Origin of the sequence: Pseudoalteromonas sp. NZS11, assembly GCF_015864765.1 — a bacterium.
Classification (GTDB): Bacteria; Pseudomonadota; Gammaproteobacteria; order Enterobacterales; family Alteromonadaceae; genus Pseudoalteromonas; species Pseudoalteromonas arctica.
This window is the reverse complement of record NZ_JADYWP010000001.1, coordinates 243,878-267,283: the sequence shown is the minus strand read 5'-3', so window position 1 is coordinate 267,283 and position 23,406 is coordinate 243,878. Positions and strand designations below refer to the sequence as shown.

General features: G+C 40.5%; 23 protein-coding genes and 1 riboswitch. Of the genes, 11 read left to right on the top strand and 12 right to left on the bottom strand.

Annotation, left to right across the window (positions count from 1 at the left end; genetic code table 11):
- Positions 1 to 5: 5 nt before the first annotated feature.
- The 5 genes from thiS to I6E82_RS01085 all read right to left on the bottom strand — a co-directional run bounded on the left by thiS (position 6) and on the right by I6E82_RS01085 (position 4,576).
- Positions 6 to 200 (bottom strand): sulfur carrier protein ThiS, encoded by a 195-nt coding sequence (gene thiS / locus I6E82_RS01105; RefSeq protein ID WP_165721151.1) that lies wholly within the window; start codon positions 198 to 200, stop codon positions 6 to 8.
- Between the two features lie 6 nt (positions 201 to 206).
- Complete coding sequence (locus I6E82_RS01100) at positions 207 to 1,217, bottom strand: FAD-dependent oxidoreductase (protein WP_197116466.1); 1,011 nt, start codon at positions 1,215 to 1,217, stop codon at positions 207 to 209.
- A 117-nt stretch (positions 1,218 to 1,334) separates the two neighbouring features.
- Positions 1,335 to 3,287, bottom strand: coding sequence for a phosphomethylpyrimidine synthase ThiC (thiC, locus tag I6E82_RS01095; RefSeq protein WP_231616843.1), 1,953 nt, complete (start codon positions 3,285 to 3,287; stop codon positions 1,335 to 1,337).
- Between the two features lie 143 nt (positions 3,288 to 3,430).
- Positions 3,431 to 3,545: riboswitch (TPP riboswitch) on the bottom strand.
- Positions 3,546 to 3,652: 107 nt separating this feature from the next.
- Positions 3,653 to 4,051, bottom strand: a complete 399-nt coding sequence (locus I6E82_RS01090) for an META domain-containing protein (RefSeq protein ID WP_306344991.1) — start codon at positions 4,049 to 4,051, stop codon at positions 3,653 to 3,655.
- Positions 4,052 to 4,177: 126 nt separating this feature from the next.
- Positions 4,178 to 4,576 carry an acyl-CoA thioesterase gene (locus I6E82_RS01085; protein WP_197116464.1) on the bottom strand — a complete coding sequence of 133 codons (399 nt, stop codon included), beginning with the start codon at positions 4,574 to 4,576 and terminating at the stop codon, positions 4,178 to 4,180.
- Positions 4,577 to 4,660: 84 nt separating this feature from the next.
- On the opposite strand from I6E82_RS01085, the gene I6E82_RS01080 reads away from it, so the two are divergent.
- Positions 4,661 to 6,778 (top strand): TonB-dependent receptor, encoded by a 2,118-nt coding sequence (locus I6E82_RS01080; RefSeq protein WP_180961370.1) that lies wholly within the window; start codon positions 4,661 to 4,663, stop codon positions 6,776 to 6,778.
- Positions 6,779 to 6,940: 162 nt separating this feature from the next.
- Here I6E82_RS01080 and epmA read toward each other — a convergent pair whose 3' ends face one another.
- Together epmA and efp are read right to left on the bottom strand one after the other, a co-directional pair.
- Positions 6,941 to 7,915, bottom strand: coding sequence for an elongation factor P--(R)-beta-lysine ligase (gene epmA / locus I6E82_RS01075; protein ID WP_197116462.1), 975 nt, complete (start codon positions 7,913 to 7,915; stop codon positions 6,941 to 6,943).
- Positions 7,916 to 7,971: 56 nt separating this feature from the next.
- Positions 7,972 to 8,538 carry an elongation factor P gene (gene efp / locus I6E82_RS01070; protein WP_010555265.1) on the bottom strand — a complete coding sequence of 189 codons (567 nt, stop codon included), beginning with the start codon at positions 8,536 to 8,538 and terminating at the stop codon, positions 7,972 to 7,974.
- A 41-nt stretch (positions 8,539 to 8,579) separates the two neighbouring features.
- On the opposite strand from efp, the gene epmB reads away from it, so the two are divergent.
- On the top strand, positions 8,580 to 9,593 hold the full coding sequence (epmB, locus tag I6E82_RS01065; protein WP_197116776.1) for an EF-P beta-lysylation protein EpmB: 1,014 nt from the start codon (positions 8,580 to 8,582) through the stop codon (positions 9,591 to 9,593).
- Here epmB and I6E82_RS01060 read toward each other — a convergent pair.
- Positions 9,590 to 9,799 (bottom strand): hypothetical protein, encoded by a 210-nt coding sequence (locus tag I6E82_RS01060; RefSeq protein WP_002960797.1) that lies wholly within the window; start codon positions 9,797 to 9,799, stop codon positions 9,590 to 9,592. The two genes, epmB and I6E82_RS01060, sit on opposite strands and share 4 nt — an antisense overlap.
- Before the next feature lie 71 nt (positions 9,800 to 9,870).
- On the opposite strand from I6E82_RS01060, the gene I6E82_RS01055 reads away from it, so the two are divergent.
- On the top strand, positions 9,871 to 10,161 hold the full coding sequence (locus I6E82_RS01055; RefSeq protein WP_007585044.1) for a hypothetical protein: 291 nt from the start codon (positions 9,871 to 9,873) through the stop codon (positions 10,159 to 10,161).
- Positions 10,162 to 10,208: 47 nt separating this feature from the next.
- Here I6E82_RS01055 and I6E82_RS01050 read toward each other — a convergent pair whose 3' ends face one another.
- Positions 10,209 to 10,700 carry a DUF3016 domain-containing protein gene (locus tag I6E82_RS01050; protein WP_010555263.1) on the bottom strand — a complete coding sequence of 164 codons (492 nt, stop codon included), beginning with the start codon at positions 10,698 to 10,700 and terminating at the stop codon, positions 10,209 to 10,211.
- Positions 10,701 to 10,979: 279 nt separating this feature from the next.
- Between I6E82_RS01050 and galE the strand changes: the two genes are divergently transcribed.
- Positions 10,980 to 11,996, top strand: coding sequence for a UDP-glucose 4-epimerase GalE (gene galE, locus I6E82_RS01045; protein WP_024589785.1), 1,017 nt, complete (start codon positions 10,980 to 10,982; stop codon positions 11,994 to 11,996).
- Between the two features lie 691 nt (positions 11,997 to 12,687).
- On the opposite strand, the gene I6E82_RS01040 is transcribed toward galE, so the two are convergent.
- A complete protein-coding gene (locus I6E82_RS01040) occupies positions 12,688 to 13,368 on the bottom strand; it encodes a Fe2+-dependent dioxygenase (RefSeq protein ID WP_197116460.1) in 681 nt (226 codons plus the stop codon).
- Between the two features lie 77 nt (positions 13,369 to 13,445).
- Positions 13,446 to 15,626, bottom strand: a complete 2,181-nt coding sequence (locus I6E82_RS01035; RefSeq protein ID WP_197116458.1) for a TonB-dependent receptor — start codon at positions 15,624 to 15,626, stop codon at positions 13,446 to 13,448.
- A 217-nt stretch (positions 15,627 to 15,843) separates the two neighbouring features.
- On the opposite strand from I6E82_RS01035, the gene I6E82_RS01030 reads away from it, so the two are divergent.
- The 6 genes from I6E82_RS01030 to I6E82_RS01005 are packed head-to-tail and all read left to right on the top strand — an operon-like array spanning position 15,844 to position 20,823.
- A complete protein-coding gene (locus I6E82_RS01030) occupies positions 15,844 to 16,617 on the top strand; it encodes a DUF3450 family protein (protein WP_197116456.1) in 774 nt (257 codons plus the stop codon).
- A complete protein-coding gene (locus I6E82_RS01025; protein ID WP_197116454.1) occupies positions 16,617 to 17,942 on the top strand; it encodes a MotA/TolQ/ExbB proton channel family protein in 1,326 nt (441 codons plus the stop codon). Before I6E82_RS01030 ends, I6E82_RS01025 begins: the two co-directional genes overlap by 1 nt.
- On the top strand, positions 17,935 to 18,315 hold the full coding sequence (locus I6E82_RS01020) for a MotA/TolQ/ExbB proton channel family protein (RefSeq protein WP_002960812.1): 381 nt from the start codon (positions 17,935 to 17,937) through the stop codon (positions 18,313 to 18,315). Before I6E82_RS01025 ends, I6E82_RS01020 begins: the two co-directional genes overlap by 8 nt.
- 4 nt (positions 18,316 to 18,319) lie before the next feature.
- Positions 18,320 to 18,724, top strand: coding sequence for an ExbD/TolR family protein (locus tag I6E82_RS01015; protein ID WP_024589789.1), 405 nt, complete (start codon positions 18,320 to 18,322; stop codon positions 18,722 to 18,724).
- 1 nt (position 18,725) lies between these two features.
- Entirely contained in the window at positions 18,726 to 19,382 is a 657-nt protein-coding gene (locus I6E82_RS01010) for an energy transducer TonB (protein ID WP_197116452.1), read from the top strand.
- Positions 19,383 to 19,401: 19 nt separating this feature from the next.
- Positions 19,402 to 20,823 (top strand): tetratricopeptide repeat protein, encoded by a 1,422-nt coding sequence (locus I6E82_RS01005; RefSeq protein ID WP_197116450.1) that lies wholly within the window; start codon positions 19,402 to 19,404, stop codon positions 20,821 to 20,823.
- A gap of 613 nt (positions 20,824 to 21,436) precedes the next feature.
- On the opposite strand, the gene zapE is transcribed toward I6E82_RS01005, so the two are convergent.
- Complete coding sequence (zapE, locus tag I6E82_RS01000) at positions 21,437 to 22,546, bottom strand: cell division protein ZapE (RefSeq protein ID WP_197116448.1); 1,110 nt, start codon at positions 22,544 to 22,546, stop codon at positions 21,437 to 21,439.
- Positions 22,547 to 22,605: 59 nt separating this feature from the next.
- Between zapE and rsuA the strand changes: the two genes are divergently transcribed.
- Entirely contained in the window at positions 22,606 to 23,304 is a 699-nt protein-coding gene (rsuA, locus tag I6E82_RS00995) for a 16S rRNA pseudouridine(516) synthase RsuA (RefSeq protein ID WP_197116446.1), read from the top strand.
- The last annotated feature ends 102 nt before the right edge of the window (positions 23,305 to 23,406 follow it).

Genomic DNA, 23,406 nt, shown 5'->3' with positions numbered 1-23,406 from the left:
GAGCTTTATCCGCCTTGAATGGGTGACAGCAACTCAACACTGTCGCCTTCATTAAGTACATAGTTACTGTGCCGACTTTGTGGAATAAATTCGCCATTAACAGCCACAGCAAAAGGCGCGACTGCACCAAAACTTTGAAGTACCTCAACGAGTGCTTTGCTATTAACATTAAGTGGCTCACCATTAATTGTAATGTTCATTTTTTCTCACTCTATTCGTGAAACTGCTTGCGCCACTAATGCCGGCGCCAACATATAACCATGTCGATACAAGCCGTTAATACTAATTACATTACCAACTTGTGATACTTCTGGGCGGTTATCGCTAAATGCAGGACGTAATCCGGTTTGAATATTAAGTAGTCGTGCTTCGGCAAACCCGCTGTGTACGGTATAAGCCGCTGAAAGTAACTCAAGAGTTGAGCGCACTGTTGCGGCGCCATTGTCTTGTGACTCAATTTCAGTCGCACCAATTACATATTCACTGTTAGGTTTAGGCGCTATATAAATTGGATAACGCGGGTGCATTAAACGCACTGGCCTGATTAAACTTACCTCTGGTGCGTATAACCTTGCTACTTCGCCGCGCACACCCCTGAGCGGTTTATCATCTTGGGTATTTTTAGCGCCAAGCCCACGGCAATCAATAATATAATCGAATGGTCGATTATTTATTTTATTGTCGCTAATGGTTACGCGCTGATTAAATACAAATTTTACTTTGCGTTTGTTGAGCTGTGCAAAGCTGGCTTTATAAAATGCTTGGTTATCAATTTGCCCCTCGCAGGGTAAAAATAAGCCTTGATTAAAGCGCCCTGCAAGTTCAGGTTCAAGCATTGTAATTTGTTGAGCATTTATATGCTCGGCAGTGTGATCAGCTAGCGGTTTTATACGCTGTGCAAAGCTTTGTAAATCGCCTTTGTCCTGCTGATGCGCAATGACCAAAGTGCCTTGCTGCTGAAAAAAAACCTCACTTTCAAGTTCTGCAATAATGCTGGGCCAGCGCTTCATTGAATCAAGACCCATTAAAGCTAAATCAGCCTCGCACAATACCGACTCTGCAAGCGGGGCAAGCATTGCTGCTGCCACTTTACCTGCGCTATTTGGGGTTTGCTCATCGTCTGCTTCAAACACAGTTACATGATGCAACTTACTTAGCGTAAGCGCAGCTAACCTGCCCGCTAAACCAAACCCAACCACCGCAATGTTATAAGACATGAAAACCTCCAAAGCAGTTATTAGTAGGTGCGAATTCACTCGCACTTCTTCAACTTTTAAAGAAGCGAGGTATAAGACCTCACCTACGTCTGCATCTAACTTTTAGCGATAATTACTTTATACCGCTTTATGGTAAATCTCTGAGCCTGTTTGCTTAAACTGGTCAGATTTAGCTTTCATTTCGGCTTCTACATCAACCATTTTTATTTCAATAGCGTCGCCTGCGTTATTAGGATCAATACCGCGTGTTTCTAAATCTTTAGCGTAATCGCGTACTTCTTGGCTAATTTTCATAGAGCAAAATTTAGGACCACACATAGAGCAAAAGTGAGCCACTTTGCCTGATTCTTGCGGCAGGGTTTCGTCGTGATACTCGCGAGCTCGGTCTGGATCTAAACCAATATTAAATTGGTCATGCCATCTAAACTCAAAACGTGCTTTTGATAAGGCGTTATCGCGCTCTTGCGCGCCTGGGTGCCCTTTTGCTAAATCAGCGGCATGCGCTGCAATTTTGTAGGTAATTAAGCCTTCTTTAACATCTTCTTTATTTGGCAGACCTAAATGCTCTTTAGGTGTTACATAGCAAAGCATTGCACAGCCGTACCATGCTATTTGAGCCGCCCCAATACCCGAGGTAATATGGTCGTACCCTGGTGCAATATCGGTCGTTAACGGGCCTAAAGTATAAAATGGCGCTTCGTCGCAGTGCTTTAATTGCTCATCCATATTGGCTTTAATCATGTGCATTGGCACATGTCCTGGACCTTCAATAAATACCTGCACGTCGTGCTTCCACGCAATTTTAGTCAGTTCACCTAATGTGCGCAGCTCACTAAACTGTGCTTCATCGTTGGCATCAGCAATCGAACCAGGTCGAAGTCCATCACCGAGTGAAAAACACACATCGTATTGTTTTAAAATTTCGCAAATATCTTCAAAGTGCGTGTATAAAAAGTTTTCTTTATGATGCGCTAAACACCACTTAGCCATAATTGAGCCACCACGCGACACAATACCGGTTACACGTTTAGCCGTCATTGGTACATAGCGAAGTAATACACCGGCATGAATAGTAAAGTAATCAACACCCTGCTCGGCTTGTTCAATAAGCGTATCGCGGAAAATCTCCCACGTTAAATCCTCAGCCACACCATTTACTTTTTCAAGCGCTTGATAAATCGGTACTGTGCCAATAGGTACAGGCGAGTTACGTACAACCCATTCACGCGTTTCGTGAATGTAACGTCCCGTTGATAAGTCCATCACGGTGTCTGCGCCCCAGCGGGTAGACCACACCATTTTTTCTACTTCTTCTTCAATAGATGAGCTTACTGATGAGTTACCAATGTTGGCGTTAACTTTTACTAAAAAGTTACGGCCTACAATCATAGGTTCTGTTTCTGGATGGTTTATATTATTTGGTAAAATAGCGCGACCACGGGCTATTTCATCGCGTACAAATTCTGGGGTAATAAATTCAGGAATACTCGCGCCAAACGACTCGCCTTTATGCTGCGCGGCAAGTAATTCTTTACGAATTTCTGCACGTCCCATATTTTCGCGAACGGCTACGTATTCCATTTCAGGAGTAATAATCCCTTGGCGTGCGTAGTGCATTTGCGTTACGTTTTTGCCCGCGATACCACGGCGAATTTTTGGAAGGTGATCAAAGCGAATATGATCCAGCCCTTCATCCGCCATACGTTGCTGCGAAAATTGCGACGTTACTGATTCTAAAACTTCGGTGTCGCCACGGCTTTCAATCCATTGTTCACGAAATTTTGGTAAGCCTTTGCGCACGTCTAGTTCAAAATTAGGATCGGTATACGGGCCCGACGTATCGTAAACACGTAGCGGATCGTTTGACTCATAAACAGGGTTTTCATCTGTGCCACCAATAAACGTATCACTTAACGTAATTTCACGCATACCAACACGCACACCAGGTTGAGTACCTTCAACGTATACTTTATGAGAATTTGGAAACGGTTGACCCGTTAAGTTATAAATATATTCAGACGCGGCAGCACGAGTTTCTCGGCGTGACGCTTTATTTGTAGTATTTGACATGACTTGCCTCATTGCTTAAGGGTTGTCTTGTCAGATATTCCGAGGAATAGAGAAAGATCGTAAAGTAGCGTACATGCTACTTTGCAGCCTAAAATAAACAAAATCACTTTATTGTGCGCATAAAAAAAGACGCACAAGCGTCCCATTTTAGGCAGCTTGTTCCCTACGCAGGTATTAACCTGATCAGGTTCACGGATCCCGCTTTCGCGATCTCAGCCAAAAACTAATTACTTAGCTTTGGCACTCCGACAAGTATTGATATATAAATTCTGTTCGTTAATTTGAAGGTGTTATCCATCAAATCTGCGCTGAGTGTACGTCAGTTAAAAACTGCCCGCAAGGGGCTGTTTTTCAAAAACTTAAAATTATTTAGGGATAAACACAAATGTTTGCTCGCCTTGCATGACTAATTGCTGGCCTTGCATTTTAAGCTCGGCACCTTGCTTTAAGGCTTGTAATAACTGCTGCTCAAACTCATCAAGGTCTTCGCCGCACGACTTGCGCGTCATTCCTAATTTACTTACGGTAAGGTTACTTTCTTCAAGCGAGCCTTCACCAAAAAATTTGTTACAGCCAGCAAAACCGTTTACTTGCAGTGCTTCAATAAAGCTCATTGATGCATTAAACGAAGGTGGAATTGCTAAACCATCAACACGTGATAATTGCCATTGGGTGTATTTAAGCTGCTCACTGGTAACCGTCCCTGTTGATGCGCAACCAACACATAAACCGACTATAAGCATCGGTATTGCTGCTAATTTCATGCTACTACTAACTAATTGTCTAATTAATGTAATTGTAACAATATTTATGCCCTTTATCCGTTAAAAATGCATGTTTTAAATGTAAATTTTTGTTCTATGATAGTTCAAAATTTATGCGATTAAGTACTAAGTTGTAGTTTTAAATGCGTTATCTATTTGCTCAGGTAAAAACGGTCTACCTTTTTCATTAACAGACGTTCCTATAACCAGTGCATTGAGCATTACTTTTTCATCGCTTTTACGTATAACCGTTTGCTTAAACGCAAATTTTAAACGACTAATACGCTGCGGCTCCACAGCCACATAAAATTCATCACCTGGTAATAGTGAATGTTTATAGTCCATTTCGCTGCGCATCACGACTAGGTTAATTTTATCTTTCGCTAATTGAGCAAAATCAATACCGTGTGCGTACAAAAATTCATGGCGAGCATGCTCTAAATAATTAAAATAAACACTGTTATTTACGATACCTTGTAAGTCACATTCGTAATCACGTACTTTGAAGTCAACTTTAAAGGTCATATTAGTAATCCTGATTATTTAACGTATAATTGCCGCGTTTATAGCACATGTGTTTAAATAATTGCTACCATACGAGTCCCTAAAATGGAGTTAAGTAACCCAATGAACTTACGTTTGTCTTTAATTACTGCCGCACTTTTACCGCTGCTTGGTGCACCAATTGCAGCTAACGCTGATGATAGCGACCTAGAAAGAATTGTTGTAACCGGCGATTTTCAGCGCGAAAGCATTCAAACTTTAAGCGCGAGTGCGAGCTTATTCAGCGAAGATGAAATTAATCAACGTGGTGCAAGTTACTTAGACGAAATGTTAGGCAGTACCGCCAATGTAAATTTTGCATCTGGTGCGTCGCGCGGTCGTTATATTCAAATTCGTGGCGTGGGACTTCGTTCACAATTTGTAGATCCTATTAATCCATCTGTAGGCTTAGTAATTGATGGTATTAACTATTCTGGCCTTGGTGGCAGCTCATTATTATTTGATATAGACCAAGTAGAAATTTACCGTGGTCCACAAGGTACACGCTTTGGCGCAGACGGTATGGCCGGTATGATCCAAATGGGTTCAGCTAAAGCCACGAGCGATCCAAGTTTAAAATTACAAGTAGGTGCTGGCACATACAACACCCGCGAAGCAGGCATTGCAGCAAGCACAGGCTTAACAGATGACACTAGCGCACGCGTTAGCTACTTTCGCAGAAAGTCAGACGGTTACGTAGATAACTTGTACTTAAATGACGAAACACAAAATCAAGACGAACAAGTAGCCCGCTTTAAAATAAACAGTCAGCTTACAAAGCATTTAAATACTGAATTAAACCTTCACTATATTGACATAAACAATGGTTACGATGCGTTTACGCTTGATAACAGCCGCAATAGTGTTGCCGATGAACCAGGCCAAGATAATCAAGAAAGCTACGCTATAGGTGTCAAGAATACTTACACGGGTTTTGACGCTTTTGATGTAAATCTAAACCTGTCGGCTATTGATACCGAATTACTTTACAGCTTTGACGAAGACTGGGTATGTAACGATACAAGTGAGCCAAAGTTATGTGCTGCTGGCTTACATCCAGATGGATACAGCTCAACTGATTTATACAGCCGCGATCGCGACGATCAGTCTGTAGATTTACAGTTTAATTCTAAAACGGGTAACTGGGTTGCGGGTATTTATTACCAAAACCGTGACGTTGATTTAGAGCGCCAATACACATGGTTAGCAAGCCCGTTTTCTTCAACTTACGAAACGAGTAACGTTGCAGTATATGGTCAAGTAGCGACTCCAATTGGCCCTAAAACAACATTAATTACAGGTTTACGTGTAGAGCAATACCAAGGCGACTACACCGATAGCAATGGCTTTATACAAGACACCGACGACGTAATGGTTGGCGGTAAAATAGCACTTGAATATCAAGTGATTGATCGCACTATGATCTACACCAGCATTACGCGTGGCTACAAAGCTGGCGGTATTAACTCAGAAGCGCTTGCTAAAGCCAAAGATGAAGGCTTAAACCTAAGCGCTGATTTTTTCCAGCAACACACCAGTTTCGACCCTGAATATTTATGGAGTGGCGAATTTGGTGTTAAAGGCTCATCGCTTGATGACAAATTTACGCTTCGCTTAGCTGCATTTTACATGCACCGCGACGATATTCAGTTAAAAGCATGGCAAGTAGAAGGTCAGCAATTTACCGGTTATGTTGATAACGCAAGTTCTGGTAGCAACTACGGATTAGAAGTTGAAGGTAGTTACCAACTAACTGATAATCTATTTTTAACGGGTAGTGCTGGTTACTTAAACACTGAAATAGATGACTTTGTAACGCAGTCTGGCTTAAACCAAGACGGTCGTGAGCAAGCTCAGTCACCTAAATACCAGTATGCGTTTACTGCTCGCTATAACTTTACAAGTGAGCTTTACGGTATGATTGGTGTTGAAGGTAAGGACGACTACTACTTCTCAGATAGTCATAACTCACAGGCACCAAGCAGCAACTTAGTTAACTTAAGCTTTGGCTACGAAGCTGACATGTGGGCAGTTCGCGCATGGGCTCGTAACGTGTTTGACGAAACAGTCCCTACACGTGGCTTTGAGTTTGGTAACGATCCACAAGATGGTTACGCAACGCATACCTACACACAATTAGGTGAGCCTCGCGTAGCAGGTGTTACGTTTACGCTTAATCTGTAAAGCACAGCCGTTGGCTTTCAAATGAAAGCTACAGCAAGCAAATAAAAACACCGCGTTTAATTTAAACGCGGTGTTTTTATTTGTAGGTGAGGTTTTATACCTCGCTTTTTATAAAGTTAAATTACATGAGCGCGAAATAAATTCGCACCTACAGGCTAAGCATTACGCTCTTTGCACATCAAACGCTATTACGTCTTTAATTTTTTCTTTATTTGTTGCGAGCATTACAAGCCTATCAATCCCCAAAGCCACCCCTGCGCACTGTGGTAATCCATGCTCCAGCGCTTTAATTAAACGCGTATCCATTGGCACTTGGTTTAAACCGTTTTCAGCGCGATATGCGTTATCTTCATTAAAACGTTTAGCTTGCTCGCTGGCATTTGTGAGTTCGTTAAAGCCGTTAGCCAATTCCATATTTTTGTAATAAAGCTCAAAGCGCCCTGCTACGCGTGCATCATGTTCACAAATTTGTGCAAGTGCCGCTTGAGAAGCTGGAAAATGATAAACAAAACACGGTTTTTCTTGTCCTATTGTTGGCTCCACTTTCATACAAAATAATAATTGCAGTAAGGTATCTTTATGCGTTTCATTTTGGGCTATATCAGCAAACCCCTGCTTACACGCTAGTTGCTTTAATTGCTCTATGCTTGCTGTTAACGGATCAAGGCCGAGTGCTTGTTCAAACGCTTGCTGATAGGTAAGTCTAGTTGCAGGCTCGACACCTAAAACAAGTTGCATTAGCTCATCCATTTCATCCATAAGTGCAAATTCATCAAAGCCTGGGCGATACCATTCCAGCATAGTAAATTCAGGATTATGATGGCTACCCGCTTCTTCATTTCTAAATGCCTTACAAAGCTGAAAAATAGCGCCTGAGCCTGCTGCTAACAAGCGTTTCATAGCAAACTCTGGAGATGTTTGTAAAAATAGAGGAAGCCCACCAGCATGCCCTGGACCTACAAATTTGGTATTAAAACTAGCTAAGTGCACATCGGTTACACTAGCAGCACTTAAGCTTGGCGTTTCTACTTCTAAAACATCACGTACATAAAAAAATTCACGGATGCTACGTAATATCGATGCGCGTTGTTTTAGTGTTTCAATGCTTGCGCTTGGGGCCCAAAGATCTGCTGACATATTTTCTCCAAAAAAAATCCCAGCGTAAGCTGGGATTTTATAAACAATGTTAAAGCTTACTTAACACGGCTTACGTATTCACCGTTACGAGTGTCTACTTTAATTACTTCGCCAATTTGTACGAATAATGGAACTCGTACCACAGCGCCTGTGCTAAGCGTTGCTGGTTTACCACCAGTACCCGCTGTATCGCCTTTAAGGCCTGGATCTGTTTCAGTGATCTCAAGCTCAACAAAGTTAGGTGGTGTAACAGCAATAGGGCTGCCGTTCCATAATGTAATTGTGCATAAATCATTTTCAACTAACCATTTTACTGAATCGCCTAGTGCTTTTTCGTCAGCAGCAATTTGCTCAAATGTTTCGTTGTTCATGAAATGCCAAAATTCGCCGTCTGTGTATAGATACGCTAAATCAGTATCCATTACATCAGCACCTTCAACTGATTCACCCGATTTAAAGGTTTTTTCAAGCACCTTACCAGAGATAAGTTTACGGATACGAACACGGTTAAACGCCTGACCTTTACCAGGTTTTACCATTTCATTTTCTAAGATACTGCAAGGCTCGCCGTCCATCATAATTTTTAGGCCGCCCTTGAACTCGTTGGTGCTATAATTCGCCATCGTTTCCTCTATTTATATTTTTTCGAGTAATCTACATGCCAATGATACAAAGAAATGAAGCAAATTTGCATAAAAACTGGCAAAAAGAATTAGCAAATGTAGTTACCTGCCCAAAAACCTTGCTTGAAATGGTCGGTTTATCGAGCCAAGTCCATGAAAACGACCTAAAAGCCCGTAGTTTATTTCCGGTACGCGTGCCTATCCCTTTTATAAAAAAAATACGCAAAGGCGATCCAAACGATCCTCTTTTGCTACAAGTTATGCCACGCCATCAAGAATTTTTGACTAAATCGGGTTTTAATAAAGATCCCCTACTTGAGCAAGATAACGACCAACCAGGCCTTTTACATAAGTATAAATCACGTGTTTTGGTGATGTTTAAAACCGGCTGTGCTGTCAATTGTCGTTACTGCTTTAGAAGGCATTTTCCGTATCAAGAAAACCAACTCAATAAAAAAAGTCTGCTAGAAACACTGAGCTATATAAAATCAGATAGCAATATAAACGAAGTGATTTTAAGTGGTGGCGATCCACTGATGGCCAAAGACGATGCAATAAGCTGGTTTTTGGATGAGCTTGAGCAATTACCACAAATAAAACGAATGCGAATTCATAGCCGCTTGCCAGTAGTTATACCGGCGCGAGTTACCGATGAGTTATGTGAGAGATTAGCAAAATCGTCATTAAAAATTATTTTTATTAATCACATAAACCACGCAAACGAAATAGACGCTGATTTTAAAGCTGCTATGCAAAAGCTTAAACAAGCAAACGTAACGCTTCTAAACCAAGCTGTAATTTTAAAAGATGTGAACGATACGGTTGATGCGCAAATAAATTTAAGCGAAGCGTTATTTGACGCAGACGTATTGCCGTATTATTTGTATTTGCTAGATAAAGTTGAAGGGGCGAGCCACTTTGATATTAATGAAGCGCAAGCAATTGAAATAATGGCAGAGCTATTAAAAGCTCTGCCTGGATTTTTAGTGCCTAAATTAGTAAGAGAAATCGGTGGTCAAAAAAGCAAAACACCTATCGATCTTAAGCTAATTTAAACGTATATATTTACGTTGTTACCCAATGATGCAGTTACCGATTTAGCCGGTGTTTGCGCACTTGACGATTGTGCAGCACCTTCAATAAGTGCAAGAGCCGCCGCGCCATCTGCTAATTGCTGCTTTTTAGATAAAGCAGCGCTGTAAAGCTCACTGCCTTGGCCTGAGCCAGAAACAGCGGGTAAACTTGTGCCTGATATATTCATATAACAAACCTGACTTTTAAATGTAATCCAAGTATTATGTCGGCAATGCAGTGCAAAGCTTTAGGAAAACCATGGATTCTATTATTGAACAACTCAATGCCAACTTAAAAATTGTTTACCGTCAGGCACTTGATGCTGACAAAAAACTCGACGAGCTTCAACAGCAAGGTCACGGTAAGTTTAAAGCCTTATTTACTGCCGATTCTGGCTTTAGCTTTGAAGCTAAACGTTTTAAGCCTTACGTACTCGACGTAGCCGCTGATGTTGAAAGCTTATCTAACGATGGTTTTGAAGAAGAAAAACTGAAAACAACCGTTATTAAGTTACAACAAATACTCACGTTGTTAGCTACTTTTAAGTAAAGCTTAAAAATAAAAATGCCGCTATTTAGCGGCATTTTTATTTTCAGTTAATCTAAACTTGGTAATATTTGTTCACCAAACCACTCTGTTAATAAGCGTTTTTCGTAATAAAATGATTCGTCGCGGCCCATTTTAATTTTATCCATAAAGCCCATATCTTTAAGCTCCACATCAGTATCTTTACTTAGCACTGTACCGTCGTTATCGGTTAACGAATAATTTAACTTAATGCGTGGAAAGTAAATTGGTTTTACTACACGAATTTCGTCCATACCGCCATAACGCACATCACCTGCTAAATCTAAATCTGTAAACTCTACGTTTAATTTATAGTCTTTTGGCAATTGCTCGGCTAGTTTAGCCATATGCTTTTCGAAGCTTGCTGCCACACTTTTGTGATATGAGCTCTTTGTTTGGTTTGACGCTCGCACATCACGATAATCATTAAAGTCATGCCATTTAACAACAGACTCACCAGCATGGGCAAGCGCAGGTAATGCGATACACATTGTTGTTGCTATTTTTTTAACTAAATTCATATCTTTCTCCAAAGAGGTAGACCAATCACAAAAGTGTAGATTGGAGTAAACCTAGCATTAGCTATTACTAGGCTCATTTTAGCACTTGTTTATTAACTATAACTTAATCTTACGTATAAAGTGTTACTTGTACTGAGTAAAATGTAATCAAAAGTACTTAATTTACCGTTATTAAAAAAAGATGTTATTTAAACTATAGAAATTACAGATAAAGCATGTAAATCACCTCTATTTATGGTGAAATTAACTCAATTGATAAAAGGTACCCACGGAGCTTTCATGACTATTTTAGTAACCGGTGGCGCTGGCTATATTGGCTCGCACACTGTTTTAGAACTTTTACAGCAAGGTAACGATGTTGTTGTTATTGATAATTTAAGTAACTCATCACAAGAATCACTTGCGCGCGTAAAGAATATTACAGGCAAAGAGGCCACTTTTTACCAAGGCGATATTCTCGATAAACCCTTTTTAGATTCTGTATTTGCAAAACATACGGTTGATAGTGTTATACATTTTGCGGGCTTAAAATCAGTAGGCGAGTCGGTAGCAAAGCCCATTGAGTACTATCAAAACAATGTACAAGGTACGCTTACGCTTGTTGATGCAATGCGCGACGCAGGTGTATTTAAATTAGTATTTAGCTCGTCAGCAACGGTATACGGCGACCCTGCAAGCTTACCAATTAAAGAAGACTTCCCTGTAGGCGGTACTACTAACCCATACGGCACATCTAAGCTGATGGTTGAGATGATGCTACAAGATATCGCTAAATCAGATGAGCGCTTTGCGTTTGCTATTTTGCGTTACTTTAACCCAGTAGGTGCACATGAGTCGGGCTTAATTGGTGAAGACCCTAATGGTATTCCAAATAACCTTTTACCGTTTATCGCACAAGTAGCGGTAGGTAAATTAAAGCAGCTCGCTGTATTTGGTGATGACTACGACACAGTTGATGGCACAGGTGTACGCGACTATATACACGTTGTAGATTTAGCTATTGGTCACTTAAAAGCCCTTGATAAAATTGCCAGCAGTACGGGTGCATTAGTTTATAACCTAGGTACTGGTAACGGGTATTCTGTACTACAAATGGTTAATGCATTTATCAAAGCAAGCGATCAGGCTGTGCCATATCAGGTTTCACCTCGCCGCCCTGGTGATATTGCAGCGTGTTATGCCGCACCAGAAAAAGCACTTAATGAACTTGGCTGGGAAGCAGTACGCGGTATAGACGAAATGATGCAAGATACGTGGCGTTGGCAGTCAAATAACCCAAATGGTTATAAAGGTTAATTAAAACAAGCTTCGCCCTTAAAATAAGTGCGCGGTATCGAGCCGCGCATACCGAGTATCTTAAACACCGAATTCAATTTGTGGCTGCGTCGTAGGAGTCGAGCTTGCTCACGCGAAAAGCGCAGCTTTTAATATTCAAACTGATTGTTACCTACTTTTGGCTCTCTAAAGCGCAGCGCCCTCTTAACCTCTTTGTGAATAAATCACTTAAAATCTTATTTCACAAAGAGAAGTAAAAGAGGAGTAAATGAGAAAAGACCAAAGCATATAAATTACGAGCTTCGCTCGTCACGCTAGCAAGCTGGGCGTCTACAAGTAATTTAACCACAGCGTTAAATTTTGGCTGTAGGCGTGAAGCTTGCTCACGCGAAAAGCGCAGTTTTTAATTATTTAAAACTGATTGTTACCTACTTTTGACTTTTCTAAAGCGCAGCGACCTCTTAACCTCTTTGTGAATAAATCACTTAAAATCTTATTTCACAAAGAGAAGTAAAAGAGGAGTAAATGAGAAGAGACCAAAGCATATAAATTACGAGCTTCGCTCGTCACGCCAGCGAGCTGGCTGTCTACAAGTAATTTAACCACAGCGTTAAATTTTGACTGTAGGCGTTTAGCTTGCTCACGCGAAAAGCGCAGCTTTTAATTACTTATATCTAACATCTAATATCTAATATCTAACAACAAATATTTGTTATGTCTGCGCCCACTGTCTTAGCAAGTTATGATAAACCCCCGTCAACTGAATAATCTCTGGGCTATCTTCTACTTTGCTGCGCAAACTTTGAATCGACATATCTAAATCAAATAACAAACCACGTTTTTCGTCGCTGTTTACCATGCTCTGCAGCCAAAAAAATGAGGCTAATCTGCGCCCACTCGTTACTGGCATTACACGATGTAAACTCGTTGAAGGGTACAACACCATACTGCCTGCTGGCAGCTTTACGCTATGTGAGCCATAAGTGTCTTCAATAACAAGTTCACCGCCCTCATAGTCTTCGGGGTCATTAATAAATAACGTCATTGATACATCTGTACGGATTTTTACTGGCGTACCCGTAACTTGTCTAATCGCGTTATCTACATGCACACCAAACGATTGTCCACCTTGATAACAATTAAAAAGCGGAGGAAAAATTTTTGCGGGGAGCGCTGCCGACATAAACAAATTACTACGAGCAAGTGCTGCCATAATAATGTCGCCAAGCTCTTGGCATTCAGGGCTATTTTCAGGTAGCTGTAAGTTATTTTTTGCTTTGGTTGATTGATGCCCTGCGGTAATACTACCATCGGCCCACTGGGCTTTAAGCAAAACCTCATGACAATAAGCCACTTCTTCTTTCGTTAGTAGCTCTGGAATTTTAACTAGCATGTGCGCCCTCTCACATTTTCATCAAATAATTAAGGGCAGAGTTAACTCTGCCCTTTTATGCCGTACTTATTTTACTCTTAGAAAGAGTAGCTCGCTGTTAAGCTAAACTTACGACCATCACCTGGTACAAAGTGTCCACCACCTAACTGGTCAACGTAATCTTTATCACCTAAGTTTTCACCATTAAACTGTAGGCTCAAATCTTTTGATATGTCATACGCAACCATCAGGTCAAAAATAGTATAACCTGGCGCACGAGAGCGTGTTGACGTAGTCCCGTTGTAACGCTCACCTACATATTGCGCACCTAAACCAAACGATAATTTATCCGACATATCATATGTAGTCCAAACACTTGCGCTATTTTTAGGTGTACGTGCAAGCTCGTTACCAATTTGAGTTGCGTCGTCGCCTAATGCTTTAGTTACTTCGCTATCTTGGTAAGTGTATGAAGCAATTACAGTCCACTCTTTAGTAATTAAGCCTGTTGCTGAAAGCTCTAAACCTTGTACGCGCTGTTCACCACCGAGTATTTCATCACTTGAGCTATCTGCAAATGGGTCATCAGTACGGGCATTGGTTTTTTCAGTACGGAAAAGTGCAGCATTAGTTTGCAGGCGACCATCCATTAGGCTCCATTTAGTTCCTAATTCATAACTGCGGCTTTCTTCTGCGTCTAAATCAGCTGCATTTGAACGCGTAGATACCGTTAGCCCTTCAGCCGATGGGTTAAATGAATTACCTGCGCCTAAATATACACTGCCATTTTCTGTAGGTTTATAAACTACAGCTGCATTCCAGCTAAATAAATCGTCACTTGTAGAAATTAAAGCGCTTGGGTCATTGTAATCGTTATGGTAATCCGTAGTGAAGCTATCAAAGCGAATTCCGCCCGTAACTTCCCATTGCTTGTTAAGCGTTACTGTATCAAATGCATAAATAGCTTGGTTTTTAGCTTTAGCTTCAATGCTTGTACCGTCACGGCCGTACACACCCGTAAATGCAATTGTTGCGTCAGGGTTGTATAAGTCGTTACGTATTTCATCTTCAATTAGGTTGTCTGGAGTTGTAGCGACTAATGCGTGACGTGTAAACGTTTCGTTTGCAAGTTCAACACCCACTACAACATCATGAGTAAAGCCAGCAAACTCATAGTTACCAATTAAATCAACTTGAAGTGCAGCAAGTGAATTTTCTGTATCACGTGTTTTTTCATCTGCAAAGGTAATGTCAGTATCTGTTGTAACCGAGAAATAACGCGGTGCAGTTGTTACTGATTCACGCTTAACTTTACCTAAACGACCTTGCACACGTAATGTAGTATTTTGAGAAAAATCATACTCATAACGAGCTGTTGTTGAGTAGGCTTCAATATCTTCGTAATCACGATAAATATTACCGTAAAAGTTATCAAAGTCGACAGGAGATGGTGAGCGCGCACTATCTGCAAGTTCAGCTACTGGCGTATCACTGTAAACCCAAGGAATACCGTAATCTGGTAAATTATCTTGGCGTTGATACTCTAGGTTTAAATCAAAACGGCTGTTTGTACCAAGCCCTGTTGCAAATGCAAACGCAACAGCATTTGTTTCGTTTTCAATATGGTCACGACCTGCAACATCACCTTTATCAGTAAGAAGGTTTATACGTAGTGCGCTTGTATCGTTTACTTGAATGTTAGTATCAAAACGACCACGGTAATCGCTTTCTGTGCCTAAACGTAGCGAAACGTCGTTAAAGTTGTCTAACTTCGCCTTTTTACTTTCTAAATTAACACTACCACCTGTTGCGCCACGACCAGAAACAGCTGAACCTGGGCCTTTTGCAACTTCAACGGCTTCAATGTTGTAAATATCGCGTGTGTAACCTGCAACATCACGAATACCATCTACAAAAATATCATTTGTAGCACTAAAACCACGAATCGACATGCTGTCGCCAGTAGGTGAACCACCCTCACCTGCTGCTAAAGAAATACCTGAAACATTACGCAAAGCATCACGTAAGCTATCTACGTTTCTATCTTTCATTACCGCTTGGTTAATTACCGTTACAGTTTTAGCTGTATCAAGTAGCGGTTGAGTGTATTTATGCGACGTTGATTTTTCAACAACATAGCTAGACTCAGTTTTAGTTTCTGCTTTAGTTACCGATAGTTCTTGGACATCCTGTGCACTTGCCCAAGTTGAAAGCGTTGCCGTAACAACCGCTGCAATTGGCTTTATGTAGGCATTCCCTTTATTCGATGGCTTACTCATGGTTACTCCGTAGTTTTTATTAAGCACTTAACTATTGTTAATTTAAGGTACATATTTAATTTCGGCGAAATCCTACCACTCAAACAACGCAATGTAAACGATAACTGTTATCAATTGCATTGTTATGTGAATTCCTATATTGTATACACACTCAAAAATTAACAGTAATTACGTCCCTGTAATTGCTTGTCGTAACTTTCAGGATTGTTGTTAAGTAATGCGAAGCTTAATTAAACCAATTAGCGTAGTTATCGCGCTTTGTAGCACCATGGCAGTAAAAGCCGACACTGTTAGTGAGCTAGAACAACTCGTTAATAAATGGCTACAAATAGAAAATCAAAACACAGAATTAAATACTCATTGGCTTGAACAAAAAAGCAGTATGGAGCAAACCTTAACGCTTCTAAATGCTGAGCAGCAGCAACTTAGCGAGCTTAATCAGCGTAGAAAAAAAAGCACCAGTGAGCTTGCCCAAAAACGCGAACAACTTGTAACTCAGCAATCAGAACTTGAAAATGATCAACAGCAATTAAATGATCAACTAGCACGTATTTCTCAGCAATTACTTTCATTACAAGTGCAACTCCCCCCGCCACTTTTAAGTAGTTGGAAAAACACTGGTGATTTAAGCGACTCACAGCTCAGTACAACTGACAAATTACAAACAGCGCTAAAAATGCTGACTCTACTTAATGATTTTCAACAACGTATTTCAATTCACGAAATGGCTATTAAGCATCCTGACGGGCAAGAAGTGTGGGTAAAGCAGCTTTATTTAGGTGCAGCACAAGCATGGTTTGTAAGCGAAGATTTAAGTTACGTAGGTATTGGTTTTCCAAGTGACTTAGGTTGGCAGTGGGAATTTGACCCAAGCATTAATGCAGAACAAGTTGCACTGGGTATTGCTGTACAGCAAAAAAAGCGCGCTGCTGATTGGGTAACACTCCCAATATTAAGTTATGTAAATAAAAACCAGCAAGGGGCTAAATAATGGCTACTAACAGCATAATTGCAGCATTTAGCGTCACAGTGTTACTTTTTAGTGCAAATATTTCTTTTGCAGCTAGCAGTGATGATGCTAAACAAAGTATTTTAAGTGATATTAAAACAGCGCAACGTACTCTAAATAAAACTCAAAATAGTATTTCAAAAGAGCAAGCTACCCTTGCAAAGCAAATATTTACTAAACAGCAATCGCTCAGTAAATTGCGCGCGCAAGCAGCGATTAATCGCCGCCTAGCTGACGAAAACACATTAAGCCTCGATCAGTTACAAACCCGATTAGACACTTGGCAACAGCAGCAGCAATATCAATTAAACTTACTTAGCCGTTTTGTGCGCCAAAATACCAGCAATAGTGCTAGCAGTAACGAGTCGACTAATAATCAAAACGAGTTATTAAACCGCGTTATATCGCAAATTAATAATCAAGAACAGGCACTTTATCCACAGTTTAAAAAGCAATCGGTTGTGCTAAGTAATGGCGAATTAAGCCAAGCTAATACCCTTCAAGTCGGGCCTGTTGCATGGTTTAGTACGCAAACACCTAAACTTATGGGTTTATTAAATTTGGATGATGAATCTAATGCATTAAAAGTAGCGTTAGTACAATCTACAAGTGACGACAACCCACTCGATAATACTTTAAAGCAAAACGGTGTAGGCTCAACATTACTTACTTTTGATCCTAGTTTAACGCACTTAGTGACTAGCCAAGCCCAACAAGAAAGTCCGCTTGAACACCTAGAAAAAGGCGGTTTATGGGCTATCCCTATTATTTTATTTGCCTGCTTTGCACTTACCATTGCGCTATTAAAAGCCGCACAGCTACTACGTTTAAGTAAAATTAAAATGCACTCTCAAATGCAATTACAGCAATTTTTTAAAGCTGAAAATAGCAGTGAATTTGCAGGCATGCAGCAGCAGTTATTTAACTTAACGCTGCAAAGCGAAAAAGGCCAAGTACGAGACGATCAATTATTTAATCAGTTAATTCATGATAAGCATAAACTCGATAACTTTATTGGCGCTATTGCCGTTACGGCTGCAGTAGCCCCATTACTCGGGTTATTAGGCACTGTTAGCGGCATGATCGAAACATTTAAAATGATGACCTTGTTTGGCTCAGGTGACCCAGAAGTTGTATCGGGCGGTATCGCACAAGCACTTATAACAACCGAATTGGGTTTAGTCGTTGCCATCCCTGCATTGGTATTAAATGCATTGCTATCACGTAAAGCAAAAGCGTACTACAGCCAGCTCGAAGGCTTTGCATTACAGCTAAGTCAACTAGAAAAAGGAGAAACCAATGTTTGAAAAAATCGTTAGTAACCCTATTTGCTGGTGTATTCTTTTACTCGCTTTATTTGTATACCAGCTGATTTTTCATGACTTACTGCACCTTAAACAATACCAAGCGCAGCGCAAAGGCTACTGGCAAGAGGTAAGCTCTATTTTAACTGCCGCTCTTCCGCTACTTGGTTTATTAGGTACCATTGTTGGTTTACTTGATACATTTAAAGTAATGGCGCTGGGCCATAACGAGTTAATGAGTGACGCCATTGGTGATGCATTACTAACAACTCAATTGGGCCTTGTGTGCGCTATTCCTGCGTGGTTAATGCAAGCTTACTTAGCGTATTCGCAGCGTAATCCTAAATTACATACGTTAAGTAAGCAGTTAGGGTAACACTATGCAATCACGTTTAAAGCACAAGCTAGAGCAAGAAGCGGGGCAACATATCGATATGTCGCCGCTACTTGATGTAGTATTTATATTGCTAATATTTTTTATTGTTACAACCGTATTTGTACGCGAAAGCGGTGTTGAGGTTGATAAACCACAAGCCGTATCGGCCAGTCGACTTGAGCAGCAAGTTATATTTTTAGCAATAACCGACAACCAACAAGTATTTTTTGATGGCAGCCAAATTGGTGTTGCTGGTGTACGTAGTAGTGTCGAGCAAATGTTAAAACAGCAACAACGCCCTGTGGTTATTCAAGCTGATAAAACAGTACCTACAGAGTTACTTGTTCAAGTAATTGACGAAGCAAAGCTGGCAGGTGCGGCGAAAGTTAACTTAGCTACGAAGCAATAATATGCACACGATTAACACGCTTCAAAAAACAAAAAATAATCGCCATCCACTTTTTGCATTTGGCCTTAGCCTCATTGTACTTAGTGCTGCATTACTACTTTTATGGCTTGGACAACTTGCCGAACACCATATACAAGACAAAGTGGTTGTACGTGAGATTGCCATGGTGGCACTGCCACCTCCCCCTCCTCCATCTATATCGCAACAGCAAACAAGTGAGCCAATGCAAAGCTTAGCGGTAGAAGGTGCAGGCGCGTCTATTCAAGCCGTAAAAATTAAGATCAACAGCAATTTAAGTATTGTAAAACCCGATACACCTAGCGTAAAAGTAAGCGCGCCACAATGGCAATCAATGAGTGTAAATTGGGATGCATTTAGCTTAAATCAACTCGATGGTCTCCCAACTTTGCTTACTCCCGTCAAGGCCGTTTTACCAAAAAGCTTAACCCGCCGAGGTGTTGATGTATTTACTGTAAAACTCGATGTATTTATTGATGAAAGTGGCAAGGTAAGTTTAATTGAGGTAGTACAAAATCCTTACCCTGAACTAAAACCAGCTATCGACAAAATTATTAAACAAAGCCGCTTTAGTGCACCTAAAAAAGAAGGTGAAACCGTACGCGCTCGCTTTATTTGGCCAATCGAATTTAAACCTTAAGCCTATTAAAATGAAAAACATGAATATATTTAAAACGCTAAAACCATTAACTTCCGCACTGTTGACGACTGTAATGTGTTCATTACCTTTAGTAAGTGCAAGTAGCGTACATGCAAGCGCTGCCAGTGATACTAATGCGCCACTAAAAGTAACGTTATCGCCTAGCGATCCAACATGGCAGTTGGCTATAAATAATAAATTACTAGGCCCTACAGAGGTCCTTATTGAGCCGACCGAGCGCGGTTTTGCTCGCCAAGTGCAACCACTGTTACAAGCAGGTAATTACAGTGAAGTCGCTGCGCTATTTAAAGGCCGTGATATAAGCCAAGATAGCACTGCTTTAAACTTGTTACGTGCACAAGTTTTGCTTTCAACAAAAGACTTTAATAACGCTGAACAAGCTTACTTAGCGTGTTTAAAAGCTTCACCTGATTTAGTAAAAGCACACCAAGGTTTGAGCCTTTTATACATGCAACAAGCAAAGTATGACAAAGCACAAACACACTTAGTACGCACTATTGAACTTGGTCAGGCTGATGCACAAAGTTATGCGCAACTTGCTTATATACACGTGCAGCACAGCCAACCTTGGAGCGCAGTAGCGGCGTACCGCCAAGCGCTTATGCTAGCGCCAGAAACAAGCCAATATCAACAAGGGCTATTGTTTGCGTTAATTGAATCGGGTGATTTAAGCCAGGCAAGTGCATTACTAAAAGAATTACTTAATAAAAGCCCTGCTAAAGCTGAACTTTGGCTGCAACGTGCACAAATAGCGTTACAACTTGATCAAAAAAAGCAAGCGCTTGCTGCTATTGAAGTGGCCTTAAAACTCAACCCTAAAGATACCAGCAACCAGCTTTTAGCAGCTCAGTTGCACTTAAGTGAAGGTAGCAGTGAGCGCGCTGTTAGTTTATTAAAGCAAGGTTTAAAACACGCCACTAAAGAGCAGCAAGTTGAGGTTATTAATACCACGATGCAAACTTTAGGCTGGCTTGTGTCTCAACAAAAATGGGATTTAGCTAAAGATCTAATAGGCAGCGCAAAAAGATTAACTAAGCAACTACCCCGTGATGAACAAGCCCAGTTTTCTGTATACAGCGCACAAATTGCTATGCAACAAGGTAATACTAAACGTGCTCTTAAAAGCTTAAATAACGCACTTAAAATAAACCCGAATTTAGGTGATGCCCTACTTAGTTTAGCGAGTATATATCGCAGTAAAAGCCAACTTACCCAAGCAAAACTTATGTACGTTCGTGCACAAGCCCTACCTGATTACCAACTATCGGCGTGGCTTGGATTATCGCAAATAGCGATTGATTCTAAAGACTACCCGAGCGCGCTAAAGCATCTTAGAAAAGCATTACAAGCTAACCCACAACGCCAAGACTTAATTACTAATATTCGCGCCCTTGAGAATATAGTGCGCCAAGAGGGGTAAGTTTAACACCGTGGTTAAACTTTCTTGTAGACACACAGATTGCTGGCGTGATGGCAAAGCTCATAATTTCTATGCTTTAATGTCTTCTCATTTACTCCTCTTTGTGCAATAAGATCTTAAGTGATTTACTCACAAAGAGGTTTAGAGGGCGCTGCGCTTTAGAGAAGTAATAATACATAATTACTATTGTTTTATGTCTTCTCATTTACTCCTCTTTTACTTCTCTTTGTGCAATAAGATTTTAAGTTATTTATTCACAATGAAGCTAAAAGGGAGCTAAAAGGGAGCTGCGCTTTAGAGAAGTAAAAATACATAATTACTATTGTTTTAATGTCTTCTCATTTACTCCTCTTTTGCTTCTCTTTGTGCAATAAGATCTTAAGTGATTTATTCACAAAGAGGTTTAGAGGGCGCTTCGCTTTAGAGAAGTAAAAATACATAATTTCTATGTTTTAATGTCTTCTCATTTACTCCTCTTTTGCTTCTCTTTGTGCAGTAGGGTTTTAAGTGATTTATTCGCAAGGATTTTAAGAGGCATTGCATTTTAATAAGGCAATGAATAGCTATCAGCGCTTCTCACGTGAGCAAGCTCGTTTACAATATATATAAAGCGTTACCAATTTTGCATTTCGACTATGCGTGATTGTGTGCGTGCATATTCAAAGCTCAACTTTTTACCTTTATATAAATGTTCAATGTCGGTTTGCGCATTTATTACCAGCAATTTATGGCAATCGTAAAACTCATCTACTAAGGCAATAAAGCGCCGTGCTTCGTCGTCAAAGGTATGCTCATCAAGTGTTTGTTTTTCGCGTTGGTAGCTATCTTCTATACCATGAACTATAACTTTACCCGTTGCTTTAACACCCATTTGCGGCACGTTCGATACATATAACACATCAAATTGCGTTGCTAAAAACATATAGTCGTTAGCACTGCGTGGGCCTGAACATAGCGCCATAAAATCAATCATCAAGGCATTATCCGCTCTTAATAAATAAGGTAAATTGCGCCCATGCACACTAACTGTATTGCTGCATGTTACAGCCGGGTACGAAGCTAAAAACTTACTTTCAAAATCGTGATTTGATAAATTAATAAAATAGTGACGACTGTTTTTACCATATCTAAAACGGTGATCGTCCTCCCCCGCCACGTTAATTATATGGCAATGACTATTAATTAAATCGATAGTAGGTAAAAATCGCACCCGTTGCAGGCCGTTGTAATAAAGCTGCTCTGGCTTTGCGTTCGATGTGGCCACCAGCACGACACCTTGTTCAAACAACGCATTGAACAATCTCGCCATAATCATAGCATCGCCAATGTCGCTCACAAAAAACTCGTCAAAACACAATACACGAATACTTTTAGCCCACTGTTTTGCAATTAGAATGAGTGGATTTTTTTGACCTTGTAGCTGCGAAAGTTGGGCATGCACTTGTGCTATAAAATGATGAAAATGCAGTCGCTGCTTTTGTTCAATAGGTAGGTTTTTATAAAATAAATCCATTAACATGGATTTACCACGCCCTACGGGTCCGTATAAATAAACACCTTTTATTAAAGTCGCTTTTTGCCACCATGATGTGTGAGCTTGAAGTTGCTCGCTTAGCGTATTTAAAGCTTCCACTGCATTTTGCTGCGCAGCATCAAAACACAGTTCACCCGTGTCTATTTTTGCTTGGTAAAGGCTTAAAATTTGTGTGCTGTGCACTGTCATGGTATTTCACTATCGGCTATAATCGCGCCCATTGTAGCCGACTAAAAATGTGAACCAAAATGAAATTCCCTTGCCGCTTAGATAAATTTATTAGCCACTTAGCTGAAATACCGCGTACCCAAGCTCGCGCGAGTATTAAGCGAAAAGAAGTAAGCGTTAATGGCGAAGTAATCACATCACATAATTTTCAGCTAGCCCAGCAAGATGAAGTACAGTACCAAGATACACCTTTGGTATTTTTAGGTAAGCGCTATTACATGCTAAATAAACCTGTTGGCTATGTATGTGCTAACAGTGACGAGCTACATAAAACCGTTTTTGACTTACTTGATGAGCCAAATATGAGCGACTTTCACGTAGCAGGTCGCCTTGATATAGATACCACAGGGTTAGTTATTATTACTAATGATGGCGATTGGTCACATAAAATTACGTCACCTAAAAGCAATAAATTTAAAACCTACCTCGTCGAAACCCAAGAGCCTATTACCGATGAAGCACTTGAGCAATTACGAACAGGTGTCATGCTGCATAACGAAAAAGAGTTAACCCGCCCCGCTATAGCTGAGAGACTAGCTAATTACGGACTGCGTTTATCAATAAGTGAAGGTAAGTATCATCAAGTTAAGCGTATGCTTTACGCGGTAGACAACAAAGTAGTTGAGCTACATCGCGAGCAGATTGCGGGAATTACCCTAGATGAAAACTTGGCTAGCGGTGAATATCGACTATTAACAACGCAAGAAATTAAGTTATAAAAGTGCTTTAAAGGAGCTAAAGCTTGGATTATTAGTTAAAACAATATAGCCAAACTTTTACTTGAGCCTGTTGGCCTGCTCTACTAAAATAGCGACCTTCAA